The organism is Deltaproteobacteria bacterium (assembly GCA_005879795.1).
Lineage (GTDB): Bacteria > Desulfobacterota > Binatia > DP-6 > DP-6 > DP-6.
Genome location: VBKJ01000194.1, coordinates 1 through 24,223, shown reverse-complemented (window position 1 = coordinate 24,223; position 24,223 = coordinate 1). Strand labels below are relative to the sequence as shown.

Sequence of the window (24,223 nt, the reverse complement as noted above, 5' to 3'; positions counted from 1 at the left end):
TCGCCTTCAACCGGCTCTCGATGGTCTTTCGAAAGCGGCTGTGGGCAATCGGTGTCACGCGTGCCCTCGGTGCCCGGCGGGGCATCGTCGTCCGGGAGCTCCTCAAGGAGAGCCTCTTGCTGGGCCTCGGCGGCGTCGCGCTGGGACTGTTCCTCGGGGTGCTGCTGGCGCAGCGGTTGATGCCCGCCGTCGCGCGTACGGCGGAGCTGAACTTCAACCTGACGACTCGGGCGACTCCCGTGCCCATCCGCATAGGCCCCTTGGTAGCCGCGGGCGTGATGGGCCTCCTCGCAAGCGTCCTCGCAGCGATCGTGCCGGCAATGCGAGCGGCGAAGGTGCCCGCAGTGGAAGTGCTCCGGGCCAAGGGGTTGCTTCAGCTGCCTGCTGCCCCCGCCCCGCCCGCCAATGCCGTCCATGTCGTTCTGGTGACCCTGACGGCGGCCTTCGCCGTCCTCGAGGTCGCGACCGAGAGCGCCGCCCTGGGGCTCCTCGCCACCGCCATGATCCTCATAGCAGCCTGCTTCTTGATCCGACCCGTTCTTTTCTACGTCGGTGGCTGCCTGGAGGGGACCGTAGCGCGTTGCTTCGGCATGATCGGCCGCCTAGCGGTGGTGGATATGCTGCGGGTTCCGTCGCGCACCGTCATGACAGTGAGCATCATGACGACCGGCCTCGGTGCAGTCGTCTGGTTTGGCGCCATGGAAGGGAGCTTCGAATCCCTGACGACCCGAGCGCTCGGACAAGTGAGACGAGCCGATCTCATCGTCGCCTCACCCTTTGCCCATGGCACTGTGGCTGCCGTCGGCGAGGACGTCGCCGGCGAGATCGCTCGCATCCCGGGCGTGGAACGGGTCAGTTCAGAACGCTTGGCGTCATGGACTTCAGGAGGGAACGTCATGGGCATTTGCGCGTTCGATGCCCCGCATTTCCGCGATCCGCGCCTGGGGGACTGGGTCTTCAACGGTGACCACGTTGCAGATGCTCTGGAACGCGTCGCCCGGGGCGATGCCATCCTGGCGAGTCCGGGGTTCGCCAGGTCCCACGGCCTGAAGGTGGGGGATACGATCGCCCTCGAGACGCCGTCCGGGCCCTTCTCGGCCGTGCTGGCGGGTCTCACGGTGGTGTCGTTGATATCCCCCACCGGCGATATCATCATGACGAGAGACCTCTTTCGCCGATTCTGGCATGACTCCCTGATCACACGGGCACATGTATTGCTCGCCCCGGGAACGGACGAGGGCACCGTACGGGCAGCCATTTCGCGCGGAATCGGCCGGCGGTATCGCCTCCAGATCCTCTCCCCGCGACAGCTCATCGAGACGTTCGCGGCCGAAGTGCGCCAAGGCTTCGCGTTTACGACGATCCTGCAAGCCGTGACATTGTTGGTCGTGCTCCTCGGGGTCGCCGATGCGCTCGTCGCAAGTGTCATTGACCGTGCTCGGGAGCTCAGCACCATGCGGGCGATTGGCGCTCCGCGATACCGGATCGGAGCGCTACTGTCCTTGCAGTCAGCCATCATGGGCATTCTCGGGGTTGCCTTCGCCGTGGCGGTCGGACTCGCACTCGCGACGCTTTGGGGGGGATCGACCATGGAGGCCGTGCTCGGTTGGCCCGTCGGCGTGTCCCTCCCGTTGCGGACGATCCTCGGCACGGTGATCCTCGGGATTCTCGTGTGCGCTATTGCGGCCATCCCGCCCGCGCGGAGCGCGATGCAGCTCCCTCCCGCTGACGGGCTTCGCTGCGATTAGAAGGTCAGCTTGTCGAAGTCATTCCACTGAATGGTGATCCCGTCGGTCGACGAATCCCAGTTGGGAACGTTCAGCGTCCGAACCGGTCCGCCGCCCCGTGAGATCAGCTGGAAGGAGACCGTTTCGTTGGGTGGCGAGCTGGCGGCGACGTAGACATCCGCGCCCTGGATGAACGGCAGCCGGCTTAGAACCGGATCCGGTTCGCTCAGGTCGGTCTGTTTGTCGTCGTTTCTGTCGAAGGCGAAGAATGCGTTGACCTGCTTGCTGATCGGACAGAGGACTTCCGTGCAGACGTTGAGGCCGTTGATCAGCAGTTGGTCGTTTTCTGAGCCCTGATCGCCCCACAGCTCCTTGTACCTGATCGTGACCGCCGACACGCTGCCCGGGCGATTTCCTACGTACTCCTCGATCGCGGCCGACGCGAGCAGGCGGAGGGTGTAGTCGCTTCTCACGAACGGCTCGTAGTAGATGTGGAGCGTCGGAAGGCCCGTTTGCACGAGCGCGAACTCGTAGCGCTGGCCCGGGTTGACCGAAACCGGTCCCCACGCGCCTCCGCCGGTCGAGCCGTCGGTGATCGGGAGTGACGCGACCGGTGCGGCGCTCGTCCGCTGCCCGCTGTCGTTTACCTGCCAGATCTGAACAGTTCCGCCCGACAGCCCGCTGTTCTCCGGGAAGTTGAGGGCCTTCCCCGCGATCTTTATCGAGCCGCTCTGCGGCACGATGTCGCTTTTCGGCCGGTGGCCGGTCAGGAACGCGTAGTACTGGACGAATGACTCGGCCGAGGTGCAGGTCTGGACGTGGGTCTGGTCCGGGATTGTGACGTTCTCCGCACCGTCCATGTTCCGGCCCGGCGTGCCCCTGCCAGCCCATACCGCTAGCGTCGGCACACCAGGATTCTGATTTTGGCCGTCAACGTTGATGTAGTGGGCGACGTTCGCCCTCCGCTGGGAGGCCATATTCCCATTCGTGAGGTAGTCATACATCACCGAGGTGCCGAGCGAGTGCGCGACCACATCCACCTGGGACTTGCCTGTCCGCTGCTCTAGCGCGGCGATCGCATCGTCGATCTGCTGATCGACTTCGCTTTTGTCCGCGACCGCCCGCGTGGAGTTGTAGTCGACCTCGTCGATCCAGCGCTCCGGATACCCGTTGCTCATGAAGCGCATCTTCTGCGACTCGAACTGAGCGCCCGAGCCTTCGATTCCGTGCACGAAGACGATCGGGTTCTGCTTGAAACTCGACGCAGCGTCAGCCGCCGAGGCGCCGGACAATACGAGCACGACGCCGGCCAGCGCCGACGCGATGAAACGAAGCGTCCTTGCTCCAATCAGGCCTACGCACGACATCGCATCCTCCTTTTGCTCAAGGGCATAGTCCTACAAAGGGCCGAAGTTGACGGAAGACCTCTCATCCGACGTTCGCCCTCTCCACCGCCCCGGGCTACGGAGGCTTTCCGGCAGCGAGCGCCGACGGGGGCCGGCGGAGAACGTCACAACCTAGAAGAGGGCTGGCCGCACGATACCGCTCCTTCGGCTCGCCTGGGTGGCGACACAACCTGATGGTAAGCTGATTGCATCGTTCCTGAGCGATCGCTCTCCGGGCAATCCGCCTCTCTTGGTAGGATTCGGAAATATTCCGATGAGTCGCGCAGTCATTTTGTCGTGAGCCGAGCGAGTTAATGGCGGGAGGTGAAGCAGGAAGCGGCCCCGCGGTTCAACCGGTGACCGGACCAGTCAGGGGGTGAAGCATTCGGGTGTCCCCGCTCCGGGCGGGGCTGGAGTCGGGATGCACGCCTGCGATCAGTTTCAAGCGGGCGCGGGCCGCCGCCGCAAGTTAGACGGCCGGGTCATCTGACCACCGCAGGTCTGGCACTCCTGTGTGCTCCCGTCGACGACGAACTCCCTCGCGCCGCACTCAGGATAACAGACCGCGAAGGCGACATGAAGACGTTCTGGAAAGGATACTCGCCCCGGACCCGGTCGTCTGCATCCGCTTCCCATCGGGCGAGCGAGCGCAAGTGTGCGATGAACGATTCACGCCGATGCACTTGCGGCCCGAGTTCCGCGAGCCGGGCACGGATGGCTCCGAAGAGCGCGTCTAGGTCCTCAGCCACCCGCCGCGGCGCCGCGGTGAGGCCCGTCGCGGCGACCTTGCGTTCCCGCCGCGCGAGCCGGGGCCGCTACGCTCCCTGTTCGATCCCCGTCAGCCGGGCGCTGGCGTGCCAGAGGCGGAGTGCGAGGTCGGTGTCGTACGACGCGCGCGACGAGCGCGCCTCTTTGCAGTCGACGAAGTACCTGCCGCTCACGCCCTCCACCGCGGGTGACGAGGCCAGGTAGATGGCAGTAGCCGCGCCCTGCTCGGGGGTGCGGAAGAAGGGGCGCAGCAGCTTCGTGAGCGCCGTGGCGAGGCGGCCGTTGTTCTGGCCGAGGCGCGTCGCGACGGCGCCGGGGTGGAGGCAGTTGGCGGTGACGCGCGTGCCCTCGAGGCGCCGGGCCAACTCGTAGGTGAAGAGGATGTTGGCGAGCTTCGACGATCCGTAGACCCGCATCGCCCGGTAGCGGCGCGCGTGGCCGAGGTCGTCCAGGTCGATCGTGCCGAAGCGGTGCGCGTCGGAGGCGACGTTCACGATGCGGGCGGGCGCGGAGCCGCGGAGGCGCTCGAGCAGCAGGTGGGTCAGGAGGAAGTACGCCAGGTGATTCACCGCGAAGACGGTCTCGATGCCGTCCACGGTGGTCGAGCGGCGGAGGTTGACGACGCCGGCGTTGTTCACGAGCACGTGGACGGCCGGGTAGCACTCGCTGAGCTCCGCCGCGAGGCGTCGGATCTCCGCCTGCGAGGAGAGGTCGGCCAGGAAGAGCGCGACGGCGGCGTTGCCGGACTCCGTCCGCAGGGCGGCAACCGTCTCCTCGCCGCGCCCGCGGTTGCGGCAGACGAGCGCCAGCGTCGCGCCCAGGCAGGCGAGTGCCCGCGCCGTCGCCCGGCCGATCCCCGAGCTGGCCCCGGTCACCACGCACACCCGCCCCGTCACGCCGTCACCTCGCGCGCGAAGGCGACGATGGCCTCGAGCAGGCCCGGCGCCTCGAAGACGTCGTTGTGGTGCGCGCCGGCCGCGCGCACGAAGCGCTTCGGCTCCCTCGCGGCGGCGAAGAGCCGCTCGCCCAGCCCGAACGGCACGACCTCGTCGCGGTCCCCGTGCGCGACGAGGATGGGCAGCGAGAGCGCGCGCACGCGCGCCAGCGAGTCGAAGCGGCTGCCGGCGAGGACGGCGAGCGGGCCGTAGTGGGCTCGGCCCGCGTCGCGCAGCGTGGTGAAGGTCGAGACCACGGCCACACCGGCGCACGGGCGCACGGTGGCGAGCCGGATCGCCACCGCACCGCCGAGCGACTCGCCGAAGGCGACGATGCGCCCCGCCGGGACGCCGCGGGTGCGGAGGCTGTCGTAGGCCGCCTCGGCATCGAGGTAGACGCCCGGCTCGCTCGGCCGCCCCTCGCTCCGCCCGTAGCCGCGGTAGTCGTAGGCGAGCACGGCGACGCCGCGCGCCGCGAGCGCGAGCACCACGTCGGCACGGGAGGCGACGTTGCCGCCGTTGCCGTGCGACCAGACGAGCGTCGCCGCGGCGCCCGACGCGGCGGCCCACCAGGCGTGCAGCCGGAGGCCGTCGGCGGTCGTGATGGTCCGCTCCTCGACCCCGGGCGGCGGGTCCGGGACGAAGGGATCGGGAAAGAAGATCAGGCGATCGAGCGGCACCCAGGAGCACCCGGCCGCCAGCATGGCCACGGCGGCGAGGAGAGCCGCCCGCGGCCTAGAAATACCCGCTCGGCTCCTCGCCGCTCGGCGGCTTCTGCTCGCGGCTCTTGATCCACTTCCCGGTGATCATGTCCTTGTAGCCCATGCCGGGCGCGACCATCGGGTAGACGTGCGCCGTCTGATCGATCATCACCTCGAGGAAGGCGGGGCCGGGGGAGCGGACGAACTCCTCGAGCCGCGCCGGCACGTCGGCGATCTCGGTCACGCGCTTGGCAAACTGGAAGCCGTCGGCCTCGACGGCCTTCACGAAGTCCTTCTTGTGGAGCGTCTTGTCGGAACCCGAGTAGCGGTTCGAGTAGAAGAGGGACTGCCACTGACGGACCATGCCGTCGCCCAGGTTGTTCAGGAGCAGCACCTTCACCGGGATGTCGTAGGTGGTGAGCGTCTCGAGCTCGCCCAGGTTCATGCGGATCGAGCCGTCGCCGTCGACGTCGATGACGAGCTTGCCCGGTTTGGCGAGCTGCGCGCCGATGGCGGCGGGGAGCCCGAAGCCCATGGTGCCCATGCTGCCGGACGTGAGGAAGGTACGCGGGTTCACGAAGTCCAGGTACTGCGCGGCCCACATCTGGTGCTGGCCGACACCGGTGGTGACGATGGCGTGGCCGCGCGTGATCCGGTTCAGCTGCTCGAGCACGTACTCGGCCTGGATCGCCTTCGCCTCGCGGTTGTAGTTGAGCGGGTGGCGGCGCCGGAGCTCCTGGACGTGCGCGCGCCAGCGCGCGAAGCTCTTCTTGAAGCCGCCGCCGGCCTTCAAGAGCTGCTGGAGCCCCACCTTCGCGTCCGAGACGTGCGCCCAGTCGACGTTCTTGACCTTCCCGATCTCGGAGGCGTCGACGTCGAGGTGCGCGATCTTCGCACCCGGCGCGAACTCCTTCACCTTGCCGGCGACGCGGTCGTCGAAGCGCGAGCCCACGGCGAAGAGGAAGTCGCAGTCCTCGACCGCGTAGTTGGCGTACGCGGTGCCGTGCATCCCGAGCATGTGGAGCGCGAGCTCGCCGGTCGTGTCCATGGCGCCGATGCCCATGAGCGTGGTCACCACCGGGATGCCGAAGCGCTCGGCGAAGGCGCGCAGCTCGGCGGCGGCGTTGCCGTTGTTGACCCCGCCGCCGACGTACATGAGCGGCCGCTCGGAGGCGACGAGCAGCTTGAAGAAGGCCTCCGCATCGTGCGGGGAGATGGTCGCCTGCCGCAGCCCCTCGAGCCGCTGGCGGTAGCCGTGGAGCGGGAGGAGGCCGGCGCCCTGGAAGACGCTCTTCGCGAGCTGGACGTCTCTGGGGATGTCCACGACCACCGGCCCGGGCCGGCCGCTGCGCGCGATGTCGAACGCCGTCCGCATCGTGATCTCGACCTTGGCCTCGTCGGTCACCAGGAAGACGTTCTTCGCGCACGCCGCCATGATGTTGAAGACCGGCGCCTCCTGGAAGGCGTCCGTCCCCATCGCCGCGCGTGGCACCTGGCCGGTGATGAACACCACCGGCACGCTGTCGGCCTGGCAGTCGCGCACCGGCGTCACCGAGTTGGTGGCGCCGGGGCCGGAGGTGACGAGCGAAACCCCGACGCGCCCGCTCGACCGCGCGTAGCCGGAGGCCATGAAGCCGGCGCCCTGCTCGGTGGCGGGGACGATCAGGCGGATGTTCTTCTCGGGGTGGCTCTCGTTGTAGCGGAAGACGGCGTCATAGGTGGGCAGGATGGCGCCCCCGCTGTAGCCGAAGACGGTGTCCACGCCCTCGTCGGCGAGCACCTGCACGATCATGTCCGCCCCGTTCATGGTGGCCCCCGCCAGGGGGTGCGTCGTCGCGGCGGAATCGGCGAGGCTGAGCTTCGAAGGCTTCGACGATGACATGGCTCCCCCCGTATACCCCGGATCCCGCCCGGTTGCGAAACTCACCGCGCGGCCCGGGCCGCCGGCTCTCCCACCTATCGCACCGACACCGGGAACTGCGTGCGCAGGAAGCCGTCGAAGGCGCGGTCCGGGAGCCAGCGCCGGACGCCCATCAGGAGCCGGGCCGCGAACGTGACCGGGTAGCGCGTGCGCGGCCGCTCGGCCGCGATCGCCTTCTCGATCACGCGCGCGACCGCTTCCGGGCCGGCGGCGAAGCGGCCCATCGGCCCCTCGTAGGCCTCCTTGATCTTCTGCGCGAGCACGGCGTTGAAGGCCGCGTACGGCGATCCGCTCGCGCCCAGGCTCCGAACGCTCTCGATCGCCGTGTCGCCGAAGCGGGTCTTGATCGGGCCGGGCTCGATCACGACGACGTCGATGCCGAAGGGCCTCGCCTCGAAGCGGAGCGCGTCGCTGAGCGCCTCCACGGCGTACTTGGTGGCGTGGTAGAAGGCGCCGCCCGGGAGCGTGAGCCGCCCGCCCATCGAGGAGAGGTTCACGACCCGGCCCCAGCCCTGGCGGCGCATGCCCGGGAGGACGAGCTGGGTGAGACGGATCAGGCCGAAGACGTTGGTCTCGAACTGGCGGCGCACCTCGGCCATCGGGACCTCCTCGAAGGCGCCCTCCTGGCCGTACCCGGCATTGTTGACCAGCACGCCGACCGCACCCTCGGCGCGCTCGACCGTCTCGACCGCGGCGCGCATCGAGACCTCGTCGCACACGTCGAGGGCGATCGTCTTGCAGCCCCTGGTGGACAGGTCGCGGATCGACTCCGGCCGCCGCGCGGTCGCGTAGACGGTCCAGCCGCGTGCCGCGAGATGCTCGGCCGTGGCCCGCCCGATCCCGGTCGAGCAGCCCGTGATCAGCACCGCCCTGGAGATCCTGTCCGCCATCGCCCGGCTCCCTTCACGCGGCCGCGAGCCGCGGCTGCGCCCGCTCGATGATGCGCCCGAAGTCGACGCTCGCGGGCAGCGTCCCGAAGGCGAGCCCGTGGTCGTCCGTGAGACGCGAGGCCAGGAACGCCTCGGCCACCGCCGGGTCGCCGTGCCTCACGAGGAGCGACCCCTGGAGCGCGAGCGCCATGTGCTCGACGACGCGCCTGGCCCGCATCTCGACCGCTCCGAAGTCGCCGAGCTCCGCGCGCACGCGGCCGACGAAGGCGTCGAGCCGGCGATCCGCGCCGCGGGCGAGGTCCACCTCGGCGAAGAAGGCCTCCCCCACCTCCGGCCCGCGCGCCATCGCGCGCAGGACGTCCAGACACATGACGTTCCCGGAGCCCTCCCAGATTGAGAGCAGCGGCGCCTCGCGGTAGAGGCGCGGCATCATCGACTCCTCGACGTAGCCGTTGCCGCCCAGGCACTCGAGCGCCTCGGCGACCAGCATCGGCCCGCGCTTGCAGACCCAGTACTTGACGACCGCGGTGGCGAGGCGCGCGAAGAGCCGCTGGGTCTCATCTGCGGGGCCCTGATCGTAGGCGCGCGCCAGGCGGAGCATCGCGGTGGTCGCCGCCTCGGACTCGAGCGCGAGATCCGCGAGCACGTTCCGCATGAGCGGCTGGTCGGCGAGCAGCTTCCCGAAGGCGGCGCGGTACGCGCAGTGATGCGTGGCCTGCGCCACCGCCTGGCGCATCGCGGCCGCGGAGCCGATCACGCAGTCGAGGCGGGTGTGGTTCACCATCTCGATGATGGTGGGCACGCCGCGGCCCTCCTCGCCCACCATCCGCGCCCAGGCCCGGTCGAACTCGACCTCGCTCGAGGCGTTGGAGCGGTTGCCGAGCTTGTCCTTGAGCCGCTGGAGGTGGAAGCGATTCCGCGTCCCGTCGGGGAGGAAGCGCGGCAGGAGGAAGCACGAGAGCCCCTTCTCCGCCTGCGCGAGGACGAGGAAGGCGTCGCACATCGGCGCCGAGCAGAACCACTTGTGGCCCGTCAGCTCGTACTCGGCCCCGGGGCCGCGGCCGCGGAGGGCGACGGCGCGCGTCGTGTTGGCGCGCACGTCGGAGCCGCCCTGTTTCTCGGTCATCGCCATGCCGCAGAGGGCGCCCGTCTTCTCGGCGGCCGGGATGAAGCGCGGGTCGTAGGCGGTCGAGGTGAAGCGCGGCTGCCACTCGGCGGCGAGCTCGGGCTCCGCGCGGAGCGCGGGGATCGCCGAGTACGTCATCGAGATGGGGCAGCCGTGCCCCGCCTCCACCTGCGCCAGGACGAAGAAGAGCGCGGCGCGCGCCACGTGCGCGCCGGGGCGCGGGTCACGCCACGGGAGCGCGTGCAGCTCGTGGCCGACGGCGAGGCGCAGGAGCTCGTGCCAGGCGGGGTGGAACTCGACCTCGTCGATACGGTGGCCGTAGCGGTCGTGGGTGCGGAGCACGGGCGGGTGCGTGTTCGCCTCGAACCCCCAGCGGAGCGCCTCCCCCCCCGCCAGCCGGCCGAGCGTCCGCACCCGCTCTTCGGCCCACCCCGCCCCCTCGCGCCCGAGGCCCTCCGCCAGGACGCGATCCGCGGCGAAGAGGTCGTAGCCCTGGAGCGGCGGCGGCTGGTTCAGGACCTCGTGCGTGGGCATCGTCGCCCCAGGGGAATACGCGAGCGCGAGGCCACTCGGCAACCCTGTCTACGGCGCGGCCCGGCCCGCCTTGACGCGCGGGCGGCGAAGCGTGGTAGTCACGCAGCGCCCACGAGGAGGGACCCGCCGATGCCCGAGCTGCTCGCCGACCCGAACGTCCGCCTGCTCGCGCTCGTCGACCTGCTGCTCGTCCTCAAGATGGTCGCGCTCGGGAACTACACGAGCTTCCTGCGGCTCCGTCGCCAGGTGTACGCGACACCCGAGGACTATGCGCTGCGGGCCGCGACACCGCCCGGCAGGCCCGACGCGGACATCGAGCGCGTGCGGCGCGCGCACCGCAACGACCTCGAGAACATCCTCCCCTTCTTCGTGGTGAGCTTCCTCTACGTGCTGACCAGGCCCTCCTACGCCGCCGCCGCGACCTACCTCTGGGGCTTCCTCGCCGCGCGTGTCCTGCACAGCATCTTCTACATCCGGAGCGCGCAGCCGCACCGCACGATCGCGTTCGCCGTGGGCGCCGTGCTGATGTTCGTGATGCTGCTCAGCACGCTCGTCGCGGTGGTGTGAGATCGAGCCGGAGCGGGGCGGCAGGGCGTGCTGACCCTGCTCTTCGTGCCGGTGCTCGTGGCCGCGATCGTCGCCATGGCGCTCCGGCGACGCCGCCGCACGCGCCTCCGCCTCGCCGCTGCCGCGCGCCCCGGCGCCTCCCTCGACCGCGCCATCCCCATCGGCTCCTACGCGGAGATGGACGACCACCTGGCGCGCCGCTGGTGCGGCTGGTGCGGAGGCTACCTCGAGCGCATGGGCGAAGGCTCGCGGAGCGGCGACGGCCGTCGCTACCGGGTCGCCCGCCTCCGCTGCCAGGAATGTGAGCGCATCGAAGAGGTTTTCTTCGACACGACGGACGTCCTCCACTGATCCCGCGCACGGCGCGGGCGCTCACTTCCCCTCGCGCGCCAGGTTCTCGAGCTGGAAGCCGTCGGCGGGGAGGTGCATGTCGAGCTCGCCGCGCGTGCCCGGGACGGACGGGTCCGCCGCCGTGGCGCGGCGCATCTTCATGTTCTCCGCGTACGCGCCCCCGCGCCCGCCGCCGGTGATGTTCACGTAGCGGTAGCCGTCGGGCGCGCGCCCGAAGGCGATGCCGCGGTTGAAGACCCCCATCGCCTGGCCCCTCCAGTCGTACTTGACGACGTTGCAGACCTTGTAGGTCTCGCGGTCGATGCCGAACACGAGCTTCCCGTAGAGGTAGTAGCGGTCGTTCGGCACCGCCTCGATGAGCCAGATCGGCCGCTTCACGAGCGTGTTGTCGAGCGGCATCCAGGGCAGCCCCTTCCACCCCGGCTCGCGGAAGCCGTAGCGCGCGATCGGCGTCTCGAAGACCCACCCGCGTCCGCTCGGGTGCGGCATGAGCTTGATGTGCCCCTCGAGCGCGTCGGGCGAGAACGAATGGTACTCGTCCTTCACCGCGACGAGCTTGTAGGTGAACTCCTCGGGCTTGGCGTCGAAGCCGTTGAACCCGTCGTCCTGCGTCATCTCGGAGCCGAAGATGCCGTCGGAGCGGTTGGCGGGCGAAACGGCGCGCACCCGGCGCAGCGCCGGTACGTAGGCCCACAGCTTATCGCGCGTGGTCGGGTCCTTGTAGCGCCAGCCGAGGGTCGCGCTGCCGTGCAGGTCGGCGGGCTCGACCAGGAAGTTCTTGTCGAGGCGGCTGAACTGCTGCGGGTTCGGCTCGCGGTTCGGGTTGCCCTCGAACACCTTGGCACGCGTGTCGACCGCGATGGAGCGCTCGGGGGACTTGGACTTCTCGTCGAGCCACATGAGGTACGCCTGCAAGCGGTTGTCGCCGTTCGACCAGTAGGCGTACTCGTAGTTCCAGATGATCTTGGTGGCGACCTGCGGATCCTTGGGGTCGAGGTCCGGGAAGGGCCCGCCGAAGCTGTACTCGGGGGGCTTGCCGGTGGCGACCTCGACCAGCGAGCCGTGCTCGTCGAGCTTGAACTTGCCCGCGTTCGCCTTGGTGGCCTGGTGGAAGCGGTCGTCGAGCGCGTAGTCGCCGGGCTTGATCTCGCCGATCGGCGCCGCGAACACACCGTCCTTGTAGTGGGCGAGGATCTCGGGCGCGAGGAGGTCTTTGGCCTCCTCCCAGGTGCTCTGATCGAGCCTGCTGCCGACCTTCGGCTCCGCGGCGACTGGCGCCCCGGCCAGGAGCCCGACCGCGAGCAGCGCCCCCACGAGTCGCGTCTGCGTCATGGGCCTCTCCCCCGCGCGGCTGCGCGGTGACGAACGATCGTTCGCCTCGCTATCCTCGGACCCTCTCGGCTGTCAAGGAGGGGTGGCCGCAGCGGCCTCGATGGCGCCGACGAAGGTCCTGATACGGGCGGCGTTCACCCCGAGATCGCCCTGCCCGTCACGCGACTTGGAGCGCACGTCGACCCGGCTCGTGCCGTCGGCCTCCGGGCGGACGCGGATGGCGACGTCGTCGTGGAAGCCGAAGAGGCGGGAGGTCGCCATCGCCTCCAGGAGTCCCGCGGACGGGTCGCGCCAGGTCACCGTCAGGCCCATCTGTCGCACCACGGCCTCGGCGCGCGCGAGGGCCTCGGGCGCGCCCGTCCGGACGCGGGCCGGGCGCAGGTCGGCGCAGCAGTCGTGCTGGATCGCCGCGAACGCCTTCGGATAGCTCATGTCCCGCCCGGCGTTGCGCGGCAGGGTGGCGGCGTGGGTGAACGCCGGCGGGTTGGCCGGGTCGGTGGTGAAGTCGTTGATCCTCGGCGCGCCCGCGCTGCGGAGCGCGAGGGCGAGGAACACCACCCCCACCCCCACCGCGACGGCGCCGCCGCGGCCGAGGCCCCGGGCGCGCGCGGCCTGGACGACGCTCACCGCGCCCACGACGAGCCCCCCGATCCCGCCCAGCGCGAAGAGCCCGAAGCCGACGATCCCGGGGACGAGCCGGAGCCCGGCGAGCGCCGGGCCGACCACGAAGAGCGCCCCGGCGATCACGCCGAAGACGTTGCGCAAGCCCCCGCGCGGCCTCGCGTCGTCCATCGCGTCCTCCTCAGTGGATGCGCTTCTCGTGTCCGGCCCACTCCTGCTCGCGCAGGACGTACTTCTGGACCTTCCCGGTCGAGGTCTTCGGGAGCGGGCCGAAGGCCACCGCCTTCGGGCATTTGAAGTGCGCCAGCGCCGCCCGGCAGTGCGCCATGATGTCGGCCTCGGTCGGCGTCCGCCCCTCCTTGGGCACCACGAACGCCTTCGGGACCTCGCCCCAGCGCTCGTCCGGCACGGCGATCACCGCCACCTCGAGCACGTCGGGGTGGCGCGCGATCGCCTGCTCGACCTCGATGGTCGAGATGTTTTCGCCGCCCGAGATGATGATGTCCTTCTTGCGGTCGCGCAGCTCGATGTAGCCGTCGGGGTGCATGACCGCCACGTCGCCGGAGTGGAACCAGCCGCCGCGAAGGGCTTCGGTGGTGGCGGCCGGATCGTCGAAGTAGCCGGCCATGACGTTGTTGCCGCGCATGACCACCTCGCCCAGGGTCTCGCCGTCGGCGGGCACGTCGCGCATCTCGGGGTCGACGACGCGGAGCTCGCCGGCGATCAGGTTGGCCACCCCCTGCCGGGCCCGCAGGCGCGCGCGCATCTCGGGGTCGTGCGCGCTCCACTCCGGGTGCCAGTCGCACACGGTGTGCGGTCCGTAGGTTTCGGTGAGGCCGTAGATGTGGCTGATCTCGGCCCCGATCCGCTCCCACTGCGCGAGGAGCGTGGGCGACGGCGGCGCGCCGCCGGTGGCGATGCGGAGCGGGTGCGGCAGGCGGCCCGCGGGCGCCGAGGGATCGTTGACGAGCATGATGAGCACGGTCGGCGCGCCGTTGAAGTGCGTGACGCCCTCCTCGCGCACCAGGCGCCACACCAGCGGCGGATCGACCTTGCGCAGGAGGAGGTGCCGGCCGCCAGCGCCGGTCACGCCCCACGGGAAGCACCAGCCGTTGCAGTGGAAGAGGGGCAGCGTCCACAGGAAGATCGTCGCGGCGTCGAGGCGCTGCCCGATGATCTCGGCGAGCGCGTTCAGGTAGGCGCCGCGGTGCGTGTAAATGACACCCTTCGGCCGGCCGGTGGTGCCCGAGGTGTAGTTGATGGAGTAGGCGCGGTCCTCGTCGGCCACCCGGAAGGCGAGCGAGGGGTCGGGCTCGACGTCGACGAAGGCCTCGTACTCGGGGCCGTCGAGGGCGCGCCCGGGACCCGGCGCGAACTCCGGGTCGGCGATGGTGACGATGCGCTCGAGGGCGGGGCGCGCGCCGCGCGTGGATACCAGCGGCGGCGCCAGCTCGGCGTCGGCGAACAGGAGCCGGGCGCCCGAGTGGTCGAGGATGTAGCCGATCTCGTCGGCGTTGAGGCGGGTGTTGATCGCGACCAGCACGCCGCCCGCGAGCGCGACGCCGAAGTGCGCCTCGAGGAGAGCCGGCACGTTGGGGGCGAGGAAGGCGACCCGGTCGCCGTCGCGGAGCCCCGCGCGACGGAGCGCGGTGGCGAGCCGCCGCACGCGGACGCCGAGCTCCGCGTAGGTGAAGCGCCGCCGGCCGTAGACGGCGGCGGTGCGGGCGGCGTAGACGCGCGCCGCCCGCTCGAGGAAGAGGAGCGGGCTCAACTCGGTCCGGTTCACGTCCATGGCGCGTACCCTCTAGGCCAGAGGGGCGGCGTGCGGCAAGCGGGCGTGTCCGCGGCGGATGGTTGCAAAGGGGCGTTTGCGGCTGCGGCGAGCGCCAGCATTACCCGGGCACACACCTCGGAATTAGCGGCGTGAATTTGCGTCGCCGGCGCCCCTCGCCTATGCTCCGCGCCGCTTCGGAGAGACGAACGCGATGGCTGTCGCGATGGAGTCGGCCCGACCGACGGGCTTCGCCGCCACGGAGCGGCCCGATGCGTGGTGGGTGGCGCCGCTCGTGCAGGGCCTGCTCCTCGCCGCCCTCATCTGTTACGCCAACTGGGCCGCCATCCAGGGCGACAACTACGACGTCCCCCATGCGGGCGGCGGCAGGTACCTCTCGCCCTTCTACTCGCCGCTCATCACGCCCTCGTGGTTCCCGTACTCGCCGGCGCTCCTGATCCTCCTCCCGCCCATCCTCTTCCGCGCCACCTGCTACTACTACCGCAAGGCCTACTACCGCTCGTACTTCCTGGATCCCCCGGCGTGCGCGGTGGGTGACCTGCGCGGCCACGGCTACCGGGGTGAGACCGCCTTCCCCCTCGTCCTCCAGAACCTCCACCGCTACGCCTTCTACATCACGTTCGTCTACCTCTTCTTCCTCTGGCGGGACGTGTTCGAGGCGGCGCGGTTCGGGAGCGGCTTCGGCATCGGGGTCGGCACGCTCGTGCTCCTCGTCAACACCTCCGCGCTCACGCTCTACAGCTTCTCGTGCCACTCGGCGCGCCACCTGGTGGGCGGGAAGCTCGACTGCTTCTCGTGCAGCGCCGCGGCGCGTGCCCGTCACTCGGTGTGGCGGGGGGCGAGCGCGCTCAACGAGCACCACATGGCGTTCGCCTGGGTGAGCTTCGTCGCCGTCTGCGCGGCCGACCTCTACGTGCGCCTGCTCGCCGCGGGCGTCATCACCGACCTGCGGCTTCTCTGATGGAGCGCTACGAGAGCCACAGCTACGACGTGGTGGTGGTGGGCGCGGGGGGCGCGGGGCTCCGCGCCGCGATCGAGGCGGCCGCCGCAGGCTGCTCGGTCGGCCTCGTCTGCAAGTCGCTCCTCGGGAAGGCGCACACCGTGATGGCCGAGGGCGGGGTGGCCGCCGCGCTCGCCACCACCGACCCGCGCGACAGCTGGAAGGTCCACTTCCGCGACACCATGCGCGGCGGGAAGCTGCTCAACGACTGGCGCATGGCGAAGCTCCACGCCCAGGAGGCGCCCGCGCGCGTCAACGAGCTCGAGGCCTGGGGCGCCCTCTTCGACCGCACGCCCGACGGCCGCATCCTGCAACGGAACTTCGGCGGCCACCAGTACCCGCGCCTCGCCCACGTCGGCGACCGCACCGGCCTCGAGATGATCCGCACCCTCCAGGACAAGACCGTCCGCTCGCCCGGCGTGGACGTCTACATGGAGACCACGGTCGCCAAGCTGCTGAAGGACGGAGACCACATCGCCGGCGCGCTCGCCTACCGGCGCGACACGGGGCGCTTCATCGTCTTCCGCTCGAAGGCCGTCGTGCTCGCCACCGGCGGCATCGGCCGCGCCTACCGGGTCAACAGCAACTCCTGGGAGTACACCGGCGACGGCCACGCCCTCGCCTACGCGGCGGGCGCAGATCTGGTGGGCATGGAGTTCGTCCAGTTCCATCCGACCGGCATGGTCTGGCCGCTCAGCGTGCGCGGCATCCTGATCACCGAGGGCGTGCGCGGCGAGGGCGGCGTCCTCAAGAACGCCAGGGGCGAGCGCTTCATGTTCCGCTACATCCCCGAGATGTTCCGGAAGGACTTCGCCGACAGCGAGGAGGAGGCCGATCGCTGGGTCGCGGAGGTGATCGCCGGCCGCAAGGCCGAGGCGCGCCGGCCGCCCGAGCTGCTCACGCGCGACGTGGTGGCGCGCGCCATCACGCAGGAGGTGCGCGAGGGGCGCGGCAGCCCCCACGGCGGCGCCTTCCTCGACATCGCCTCGAAGCGGAAGCCCGAGGAGATCCGGAAGAAGCTCCCCTCCATGTGGCAGCAGTTCCACGAGCTGGCCGACGTCGACATCACCCGCCAGCCGATGGAGGTCTACCCGACCACGCACTACGTGATGGGAGGCGTGCTCGTCGACCCGGAGACGCAGCAGGCCACCGTCCCGGGCCTCTTCGCCGCGGGCGAGGTCGGCGGGGGCCTGCACGGCGCGAACCGCCTGGGCGGCAACTCGCTCTCCGACCTCCTCGTCTTCGGCCGGCGCGCGGGCGCCGGGGCGGCCGGGTACGCCAAGGCGTTCGCGGGCGAGCCGCGTGTCGAGACGGCGCAGGTGGAGGGGGCGGTGGCCGAGCTGCTCGCCCCCTTCGAGCGCACGGGCGGCGGCGAGAACCCCTACGCCGTGCAGGAGGCCCTGCAGGACATGATGGGCACCTACGTCGGCATCGCGCGCAAGGAGGACGATCTCCGCACCGCGCTCGCCGAGCTCGAGAAGCTGCGCGCTCGCCTCGGCCGGGTCGTGGTGGACGGCAACCGCCAGTACAACCCCGGCTGGAACACGGCCATCGACCTCGGGAACCTCCTCGCCGTCAGCGAGGCGGTGACGCGCGCCGCGCTCGAGCGGCGCGAGAGCCGGGGCGCGCACACGCGGGTCGAGTACCCCGACTCGGACACGCACTTCGGCACGGTGAACGTGATCGTGCGCCGCCAGGGTAAGCGGATGACGGTCGCGCAGGAGCCCATCCCGCCCCTGCCCGAGGAGCTCAGGCACGTGGTCGAGGGCGAGGTCTGATGGACGCCGTGCTCCGCATCTTCCGGGGCGACCGCGAGGCGGGCGGCTTCGAGAACTACACGGTGCCGCAGGACGAAGGCATGGTCGTCCTCGACGCCGTGCACTACGTGCAGGCCCACCTGGCGAGCGACCTCGCCTGCCGCTGGAACTGCAAGGCGGGGAAGTGCGGGTCGTGCAGCGCCGAGGTGAACGGCAAGCCGCGCCTCATGTGCATGACGCGGATGGACCAGTTCCCCCCGGGCGAGCCGATCACGATCGCGCCCATGAAGGCCTTCCCGGTGATCAAGGACCTGGTCAGCGACGTCTCCTGGAACTACGAGGTGAACAAGCGCATCGCGCCCTTTCAGCCGCAGCCGCCGGAGGCGGACGGCACCTGGCGCATGCAGCAGCAGGACATCGACCGCGTGCAGGAGTTCCGCAAGTGCATCGAGTGCTTCCTCTGCCAGGACGTGTGCCACGTGCTGCGCGACCACGAGCGGACGGACGCCTTCGCCGGCCCGCGCTTCCTGGTGCGCCTGGCGAGCCTCGAGATGCACCCGCTCGACACCGCCTCGCGCAGCCGCTACCTCAAGGACGAGGCCGGGATCGGCTACTGCAACATCACCAAGTGCTGCACCGAGGTCTGCCCCGAGTCCATCCACATCACCGACAACGCCATCATCCCCTTGAAGGAGCGCGTGGTGGACGACTTCTACGACCCGGTCCGGCGCATCTGGCGCTGGATCACGGGGCGCGGGGCGCCCGCGTGACGGCGGCCCGCCGGCATCCTCCCGACGGCCGGTGAACGGATCTGTCCAGCGCCCAGCGGCGCGCCCCCGCTCCGCCATGGCGGGCGGCACGGCGACCCGCACGTAGGGGCCGCGAGTCCCCGCCCCGCCGTGGCATCTCGGCGGCCGCCGCGCTTGGCATGGCCCCGGCAGGTGGGGGCATGTCCGCGCTGGTGGAGCTGCTCCGGCGACGGCTGGCACCCGTCCCCAGCCTGGCCGACCTCGTCGCCGGCCTCGCGCGCTCGGTCACGGTCGGCATCGACCGGACGCGAGCCCACGAGGCCCGGGAGCCCGGCCTCCCGCTCGTGTCGCGCCTTCGCGTCGCGACCTTCTTCGCGCTCGCGTGCGGCGTCGTCTTTCTCCCCGTCGAGGGCAGCGGCGTGGCGGCCGAGGCCTCCTTTGCGCTCCTCCTCCTCTACGGCTGGCACGCGATCCTCACCAGCTTCGTCCTCATCGCGAGCTTCACGGCGCGCGGCGAGCGGAACGCGGATCGCCTCGCCCTCGTGCTGGTCGTCGGCCATGCCGTCAACCTGCACGTGTACGTCTACGTCTGGCCCGGCTATCCCGGGCTCGCGGCCGGCATCCTCGCCTGCTCGCTGATGGGGAACAGCGTCCTCTTCGGCTGGAGCACGAGGCGAGCGCTCGTCCTCGCGGTCGCCTTCTCGCTCGCGTTCCTCCTCCTCGGGATGAAGATCGCCCCGTACGACGTCCAGCGCCCGGACTTCGCGGTGGCGTCGATCGTGCTCCTGGTGGGCGCCACGACCGCCGTCGGCAGCACGCATCTTCTGGCGCTCCTGCGCGCGAGCCTCGCCGAGCGGGAGCGCGAGCTGAGCGAGCTCTCGGCCCGCCTCATGTCGGTCCAGGAGGAGGAGCGCCAGCGCCTGGCGCGCGAGCTCCACGACGAGTTCGGGCAGTCGCTGACCGCGGTGAACGCCAACCTCTGGCTGATCGAGCGGCAGGCGCCCGAGGACGCGGAGGCGCTCCGGCGCCGCGCCGCCGAGACCCGGCGGCTCGTGGCGCGCACGCTCGCCGCCATGCGCTCCCTCTCGCAGCTCTTCCGCCCCTCGGTGCTGGACGCCCTCGGCCTCATGCCGTCGCTCGACACGCTGCTCGGCGCGTTCGGCGAGCGCCACGAGATCGCGACCAGCCTGGCGGGCGACGGCCTCCCGGCGCGCCTGCCCGCCGAGATCGAGACCGCCCTCTACCGCATCACGCAGGAGGCGCTCACCAACGTCGCGCGCCACGCGCGCGCCGGCCGCGTCCGCGTCGGCCTCACGGCGATGGGCGGCGAGGTCCGCCTGGAGATCGAGGACGACGGCGTCGGCCTGGTAGCCCGCGACGGCGCGAAGGCGCCCGGCGGCACGGGCCTCGTCGGCATCCGCGAGCGCGTGCGCGCGCTCGGCGGGAAGCTCGTGCTCCACGGCGAGCGGGGCGTGCGGCTCGAGGTGCGGGTGCCGCTGCCGGCCGGCCGGTGATGGGGCAGGCGGCGGGGGGCCCCGCCGCCTACGCGGGCGCGGCCACTCTGAGACCGAGCCGCCGCGCGGCGGCCGCCATCCGCGCGTCGTACGTGACCACCGCTTCGAGCTGCGCGGCCACCGTAAGCGCCGCTGCGAGGTGGATCGCGTCGAGCGAACGCAGCACGCTCCGGTCGAGCGCCCCGGCGGCGTCGAGCAGCGCGTCGTCGAACCGCACGAGATCGACCCGCTGCAGGACCTGGCGGGCACGCGCCGTCGCCCTGGGCCCGAGGTGTCGAACGGCCCGGACCACTTCCGTGCGCGCGAGCCCGCAGGAGACGCGCAGGCGATGGCGCCGCAGCAGCCGTCGAAGCGCAGCGGACTCCGGCGCCGCCACCACGGTCTTCACGAGCGCCGACGAGTCGAGGTAGAGGACGCCGCGGGCACGGGCCGCCATTCAGCGCTCGTGCTCCCGGGCTCGCCCGAGGCGCGTTGAGGCGGGCCTCTTGCCCGCTCGGACGCGCAGGGGCTGGCCCAAGGCGAAAAGATCGCCGCGCGCCCGGACCAGCCGGCCTTCGGCGGCGAGCTGCCGGAGGGGATCGTGCCCCCGGAGCGACACGATCAGCGCCACCGGACGTCCCCGGTCGGTCACCTCGACCCGCTCTCCGGCAGCGACGCGACGCAGCACCGCGCTCGCGTGCTGCCGGAGCGCTCGGACACCGACCTGCCCCATGGTGCTACACGGTAGCACAATGCCCGAGCGGAGGCGAAATGCACAGGATCGGCAAAGGTGCGACCGTGATGACGGACGCACGCCTCGTCGCTCGTCGCTGCGCTTGCCGCTCTCGCTCCCCGGCTCGTTCGCCTCGCTCACCATGATTACCCGGACGGACTCCTAGACTTCCGCACGTCGCTTGGCATACCGTCGCCGCATGAGCGACGACCTGGCCCTCCTCGATGCCACGGCGCAGGCCGAGCTGGTGCGGCAGCGCAAGGTGAGCCCGCGCGAGCTGGTCGACGTGGCCATCGCGCGCATCGAGCGCCTGAACCCGAAGCTGAATGCCGTCGTCACGCAGCGCTTCGAGAAGGCACGCGCCGAAGCGGCCGCACCGGACCTGCCCGCTGGGCCGTTCCGAGGCGTGCCCTTCCTGCTGAAGGACCTAATCTGCCACTCGGCGGGCGATCCGTACCATGCGGGCATGCGGTTGCTGCGCGAGCTCGGCTGGATCGAGCGCTACGACACCCATCTCGCGGCCCGCTTCCGGGCGGCCGGGTTCGTCTTCCTCGGGCGGACGAACGTGCCCGAGCTGGGTCCTGCGCCCACGACCGAGCCCGTCGCCTACGGCCCGACGCGCAACCCGTGGGACACGAGCCGCTCCCCGGGCGGCTCGAGCGGCGGCTCGGCGGCGGCGGTCGCCGCCGGGTTGGTGCCGGTCGCACACGCCAACGACGGCGGCGGCTCGATCCGTATCCCGTCGAGCGAGTGCGGGCTGGTGGGCTTGAAGCCGTCCCGCGGGCGGACGTCCCTCGGCCCCGACGCGGGCGAGGGCTGGGGCGGGCTCTCGATCGAGCACGTGGTGGCGCGCTCGGTACGCGACACGGCCGCCGTGCTCGACGCGGTCGCGGGCTACGTGCCCGGCGACCCGTACACCGCGCCGCCCCCGGCCCGCCCGTTCCGCGACGAGGTCGGCACGCCCGCGGGCCGCCTCCGCGTCGGGCTCCTCGTGAAGGCGCCCGCGGGGCAGGCGGCGGTCCATCCCGAGTGCGCGACCGCGGCGCGCGAGACGGCGCGGCTGCTCGAGTCGCTCGGGCATCGCGTCGAGGAGTCGTATCCCGCGGCGCTCGGGGACACCGAGGTCGGGCGCGCCACCGTCACTGTGATCGCCGCCGCCACCGCACGCGACCTCGCCTACTGGAGCGAGCGCACGGGGCGGCGGATCGGTCCGGGTGACGTCGAGCCCATGACGTGGGCGATCGCCGAGATGGGCCGCAGCGTGAGAGCCAGCGACTACATCCGCGCGATCGACTACCTCCATGCGCACACGCGGCTCGTCGGGGCGTGGTGGGCCGAGGGCTTCGACATCCTGCTCACCCCGACGCTCGCCGAGCCGCCGCCCCGCCTGGGCGAGTTCGACCCGGCGCCCGATGACCCCCTGCGCGGCTTCACGCGCAGCGCCGCCTTCGTCGTCTTCACCATGCCCTTCAACGTCACCGGGCAGCCGGCCGTCTCGCTCCCGCTCCACTGGAGCGCCGACGGGCTCCCGATCGGGGTCCAGCTGGGCGCCGCCTACGGGCGCGAGGACCTGCTCATCCGCGTCGCGGCCCAGCTCGAGAGCGCGCGGCCGTGGAGCGGCCGCCGCCCGCCCGTGCACGCGTGAGGAGCGATCAGCCACTCGACGATCCGGAGGGGTGCGCCGAGAAGATCGCGCGCGATGCGGCTTGTTCGCCGAAGCCGTGATGCCGCGCTTTCGCTGAGGGGATGCGGTCACCGAGAATCGTCCACGAACGAGCACTATTCCGGTGAGCGGTCAGCCTTCCCCCGCGTCTCCACCGGCGGCGGCGACCAATGGAAGACGGGTGTTCCTGGGTCTCGTGGCGGCCGTCGCCTGCCTCCGGCTCTACTATTGCGCCTGTCTCCCGGTAAACACGGGGGATGTCCTGCGGCATCTCGCCTGGGGTTGCGTCGTCAACGAATCGGGCTATGCGGCGGCGGACAGGTCGCTAGCGGACAACCGTCCCGCAGCGGCGTGGGTGGCCTGGAGCGACCTGCCTTTCAACTATCCCATCGGCTTGCTGTTCTTCGATCAACTCATCGCGCGCGCCTGGGGCAGCATCTTCTTCATGAAACTCGTCTTGACACTTCTGGAGGGGCTCAGCGCTCTCCTCGTCTACCGACACACACGCGAGAAGTGGCTCGCCTTCATGTACTGGGCGTCCCCGATCTCGATCTGGTGGTGCTCCCATGAAGGGCAGATCGAGCCGCTGCAGAACGTGTTGGCCATCGCTGCCGTGTCGATGCTGGAGCGCCGACTCTTCTGGGCGGGCCTGCTCCTGGCCTTGGCCGTCCAGATCAAGTTGACGGCGGTGTTCTTTCTGCCGCTGTTCTTGCGTGTTCGGATGGGCCGAACGAAGTTCATCGAATGCGCGGCGGGCGGACTGGTCGGCACCTTGCCCACGGTCTTCGCGTGCATGTCGTACTCGGCGCTGACGAACCTTTCCAACCTCCCGCTGCGGCTGAATCCATATTATTTCAACCCGTTCGAGCACAGCCTGTTCTTGGGAAGTTCTGTCTGGCTGACGCTCGTGGACCAGCTGGCGACCTATGGTGCGTTGATCGCGTTGAGCGCCCGGATGATTCACGACAAGAACTTGATGCGCTACGTTCCTGCCGTGTCCTTCTTCGTAGCCCTGAAGTTCGCGCACCACGCGCAGCCCTGGTACATGCTGCTGGCGACATCGTTCTTCCTGGCCCTCGATGACCGGAGGCTACGCTTCTGGCTCTTTCTTCTCGCGCCGTTGCTCGATGTCTGGTCGCTGCTGCAAATGATCGTGGGCCCGTTCGGATACACGATCGGCGGCTACTACGACGGGCTGACGGTGGGTGGGGACATGTGCAAGGCGCTGTGAACACGGACGTCCGCAAGCGGCTCGATCCCGAGGCGCGCGCTGCCCGACCCCGCGCGCGGTGGCGTGGCGCGATCGTTGGCCTTCCTCTGTGCCGGCAGCCTGTGGTATGGGCTCGCCGGCGGATGAGGCAACCAGCGTCAACGGCGCGTGCGATGGCGACCATACTGAACTCCAGCCCGGCGTGACGATGCCGCTGCTCTCCAGCGCCGACTTCGCCCTGGTGAGCGACGCGGCCTCGCGCGCGCTCGGGCCCGCAGAGCCCGCCAGGCTCCTCGCCGGCGTGGTGCAGGGCGCGGCGCGTCTCTGCGGCGCCCGACTCGCGTCGGTCGCCATGCTGACCGAGGGCCGTGAGGAGCTCGAGCTGAAGAGCGTCTTCGGGACGGGCGGCCTGATCGCCGAGAAGCGGCTGCCCGTGGGCCAGAGCCTCAACGGGACGGTCACCACGACGGAGCGCAGCTTCCGCAGCCCCGACTTCTGGGGTGAGCAACGCCCCGTCGTGCGTGAGATCGCTCGGCGAAACAAGACCCGCGGCGTCCTGATCGTTCCGCTCGCCACGCGAGAGGCGGTCGTCGGGACGCTCGCCGTGGCGGCAAGGGCGCCCTGGGAGTTCAGCTGCCGGGACGAGGCGGTCCTGGAGGAGTTCGCCCGCAACGTCGCCTCCCCGATCGAGAATGCCTGCCTGCGCCAGCAGTGAGAAGGGACTCGGGGCCAGGCGAAGGGCGGCGGACTTCCGTCGCTTGACGCCGAGGGAGCGCGGCATCTTGACGCTCCTGATGGCGGACCGCACCTGCAAGGAGGTCGCCGCGGTCCTCGAGCTGAGCGGCCACACGGTGCGGCATTACATCGAGCGGTTGAAGGTCCGCTTCAGCAAGGCGACGCTCCACGGTCTGCTCGGCTTCCTGGTCGAGAGGCATCTGCTCGACTAGGCCGGAGACGAGTCCGTCCCG

22 protein-coding genes are annotated in these 24,223 nt (G+C 70.7%); 11 read left to right on the top strand and 11 right to left on the bottom strand.

Going from position 1 to position 24,223, the window contains the following annotated elements; all coding sequences use genetic code 11:
* Positions 1–1,748, top strand: a 1,748-nt coding sequence (locus tag E6J59_16030; GenBank protein TMB17608.1) for an FtsX-like permease family protein, incomplete at its 5' end; no start/stop codon positions are given.
* On the opposite strand, the gene E6J59_16025 is transcribed toward E6J59_16030, so the two are convergent.
* From E6J59_16025 to E6J59_16000, 6 genes are all read right to left on the bottom strand, one after another.
* Complete coding sequence (locus tag E6J59_16025; protein TMB17607.1) at positions 1,745–3,094, bottom strand: hypothetical protein; 1,350 nt, start codon at positions 3,092–3,094, stop codon at positions 1,745–1,747. The two genes, E6J59_16030 and E6J59_16025, sit on opposite strands and share 4 nt — an antisense overlap.
* 833 nt (positions 3,095–3,927) lie before the next feature.
* Positions 3,928–4,776, bottom strand: coding sequence for an SDR family oxidoreductase (locus E6J59_16020; protein TMB17606.1), 849 nt, complete (start codon positions 4,774–4,776; stop codon positions 3,928–3,930).
* Positions 4,773–5,525 (bottom strand): alpha/beta hydrolase, encoded by a 753-nt coding sequence (locus E6J59_16015; GenBank protein TMB17605.1) that lies wholly within the window; start codon positions 5,523–5,525, stop codon positions 4,773–4,775. The genes E6J59_16020 and E6J59_16015 overlap by 4 nt, the downstream gene beginning before the upstream one ends.
* Positions 5,526–5,550: 25 nt before the next feature.
* Positions 5,551–7,398 carry a biosynthetic-type acetolactate synthase large subunit gene (ilvB, locus tag E6J59_16010; GenBank protein ID TMB17604.1) on the bottom strand — a complete coding sequence of 616 codons (1,848 nt, stop codon included), beginning with the start codon at positions 7,396–7,398 and terminating at the stop codon, positions 5,551–5,553.
* A 74-nt stretch (positions 7,399–7,472) separates the two neighbouring features.
* A complete protein-coding gene (locus E6J59_16005; protein TMB17603.1) occupies positions 7,473–8,327 on the bottom strand; it encodes an SDR family NAD(P)-dependent oxidoreductase in 855 nt (284 codons plus the stop codon).
* 13 nt (positions 8,328–8,340) lie between these two features.
* Positions 8,341–9,987 (bottom strand): isovaleryl-CoA dehydrogenase, encoded by a 1,647-nt coding sequence (locus tag E6J59_16000; GenBank protein TMB17602.1) that lies wholly within the window; start codon positions 9,985–9,987, stop codon positions 8,341–8,343.
* 129 nt (positions 9,988–10,116) lie between these two features.
* Between E6J59_16000 and E6J59_15995 the strand changes: the two genes are divergently transcribed.
* Entirely contained in the window at positions 10,117–10,554 is a 438-nt protein-coding gene (locus E6J59_15995; GenBank protein TMB17601.1) for an MAPEG family protein, read from the top strand.
* A gap of 27 nt (positions 10,555–10,581) precedes the next feature.
* Entirely contained in the window at positions 10,582–10,905 is a 324-nt protein-coding gene (locus tag E6J59_15990; protein ID TMB17600.1) for a hypothetical protein, read from the top strand.
* Positions 10,906–10,926: 21 nt separating this feature from the next.
* On the opposite strand, the gene E6J59_15985 is transcribed toward E6J59_15990, so the two are convergent.
* The 3 genes from E6J59_15985 to E6J59_15975 form a co-directional block, all read right to left on the bottom strand.
* Positions 10,927–12,237, bottom strand: coding sequence for a DUF1329 domain-containing protein (locus E6J59_15985; GenBank protein TMB17599.1), 1,311 nt, complete (start codon positions 12,235–12,237; stop codon positions 10,927–10,929).
* A gap of 72 nt (positions 12,238–12,309) precedes the next feature.
* Positions 12,310–13,029 carry a DUF1499 domain-containing protein gene (locus E6J59_15980; protein TMB17598.1) on the bottom strand — a complete coding sequence of 240 codons (720 nt, stop codon included), beginning with the start codon at positions 13,027–13,029 and terminating at the stop codon, positions 12,310–12,312.
* A 10-nt stretch (positions 13,030–13,039) separates the two neighbouring features.
* Positions 13,040–14,650 (bottom strand): long-chain-fatty-acid--CoA ligase, encoded by a 1,611-nt coding sequence (locus E6J59_15975; protein ID TMB17597.1) that lies wholly within the window; start codon positions 14,648–14,650, stop codon positions 13,040–13,042.
* A 193-nt stretch (positions 14,651–14,843) separates the two neighbouring features.
* Here E6J59_15975 and E6J59_15970 point away from each other — a divergent pair, with 193 nt between their 5' ends.
* The 4 genes from E6J59_15970 to E6J59_15955 all read left to right on the top strand — a co-directional run bounded on the left by E6J59_15970 (position 14,844) and on the right by E6J59_15955 (position 19,670).
* Positions 14,844–15,611, top strand: a complete 768-nt coding sequence (locus E6J59_15970) for a succinate dehydrogenase (protein ID TMB17596.1) — start codon at positions 14,844–14,846, stop codon at positions 15,609–15,611.
* Positions 15,611–17,428 (top strand): fumarate reductase/succinate dehydrogenase flavoprotein subunit, encoded by a 1,818-nt coding sequence (locus E6J59_15965; protein TMB17595.1) that lies wholly within the window; start codon positions 15,611–15,613, stop codon positions 17,426–17,428. The genes E6J59_15970 and E6J59_15965 overlap by 1 nt, the downstream gene beginning before the upstream one ends.
* Positions 17,428–18,177, top strand: a complete 750-nt coding sequence (locus tag E6J59_15960; protein ID TMB17594.1) for a succinate dehydrogenase/fumarate reductase iron-sulfur subunit — start codon at positions 17,428–17,430, stop codon at positions 18,175–18,177. The genes E6J59_15965 and E6J59_15960 overlap by 1 nt, the downstream gene beginning before the upstream one ends.
* A 179-nt stretch (positions 18,178–18,356) precedes the next feature.
* Positions 18,357–19,670: a sensor histidine kinase gene (locus E6J59_15955; GenBank protein ID TMB17593.1), complete on the top strand. Its 1,314-nt coding sequence runs from the start codon at positions 18,357–18,359 to the stop codon at positions 19,668–19,670.
* 28 nt (positions 19,671–19,698) lie between these two features.
* Here E6J59_15955 and E6J59_15950 read toward each other — a convergent pair whose 3' ends face one another.
* Entirely contained in the window at positions 19,699–20,106 is a 408-nt protein-coding gene (locus tag E6J59_15950; GenBank protein ID TMB17592.1) for a type II toxin-antitoxin system VapC family toxin, read from the bottom strand.
* Positions 20,107–20,382, bottom strand: a complete 276-nt coding sequence (locus E6J59_15945) for a type II toxin-antitoxin system prevent-host-death family antitoxin (GenBank protein TMB17591.1) — start codon at positions 20,380–20,382, stop codon at positions 20,107–20,109. It lies immediately after the preceding gene.
* A 199-nt stretch (positions 20,383–20,581) separates the two neighbouring features.
* Here E6J59_15945 and E6J59_15940 point away from each other — a divergent pair, with 199 nt between their 5' ends.
* The 4 genes from E6J59_15940 (at position 20,582) to E6J59_15925 (ending at position 24,202) form a co-directional block, all read left to right on the top strand.
* Complete coding sequence (locus E6J59_15940; GenBank protein TMB17590.1) at positions 20,582–22,027, top strand: amidase; 1,446 nt, start codon at positions 20,582–20,584, stop codon at positions 22,025–22,027.
* A 214-nt stretch (positions 22,028–22,241) separates the two neighbouring features.
* Positions 22,242–23,276: a DUF2029 domain-containing protein gene (locus tag E6J59_15935; GenBank protein TMB17589.1), complete on the top strand. Its 1,035-nt coding sequence runs from the start codon at positions 22,242–22,244 to the stop codon at positions 23,274–23,276.
* A 106-nt stretch (positions 23,277–23,382) separates the two neighbouring features.
* Positions 23,383–23,970 carry a GAF domain-containing protein gene (locus E6J59_15930; GenBank protein TMB17588.1) on the top strand — a complete coding sequence of 196 codons (588 nt, stop codon included), beginning with the start codon at positions 23,383–23,385 and terminating at the stop codon, positions 23,968–23,970.
* Positions 23,948–24,202, top strand: a complete 255-nt coding sequence (locus tag E6J59_15925; GenBank protein ID TMB17587.1) for a hypothetical protein — start codon at positions 23,948–23,950, stop codon at positions 24,200–24,202. Before E6J59_15930 ends, E6J59_15925 begins: the two co-directional genes overlap by 23 nt.
* The last annotated feature ends 21 nt before the right edge of the window (positions 24,203–24,223 follow it).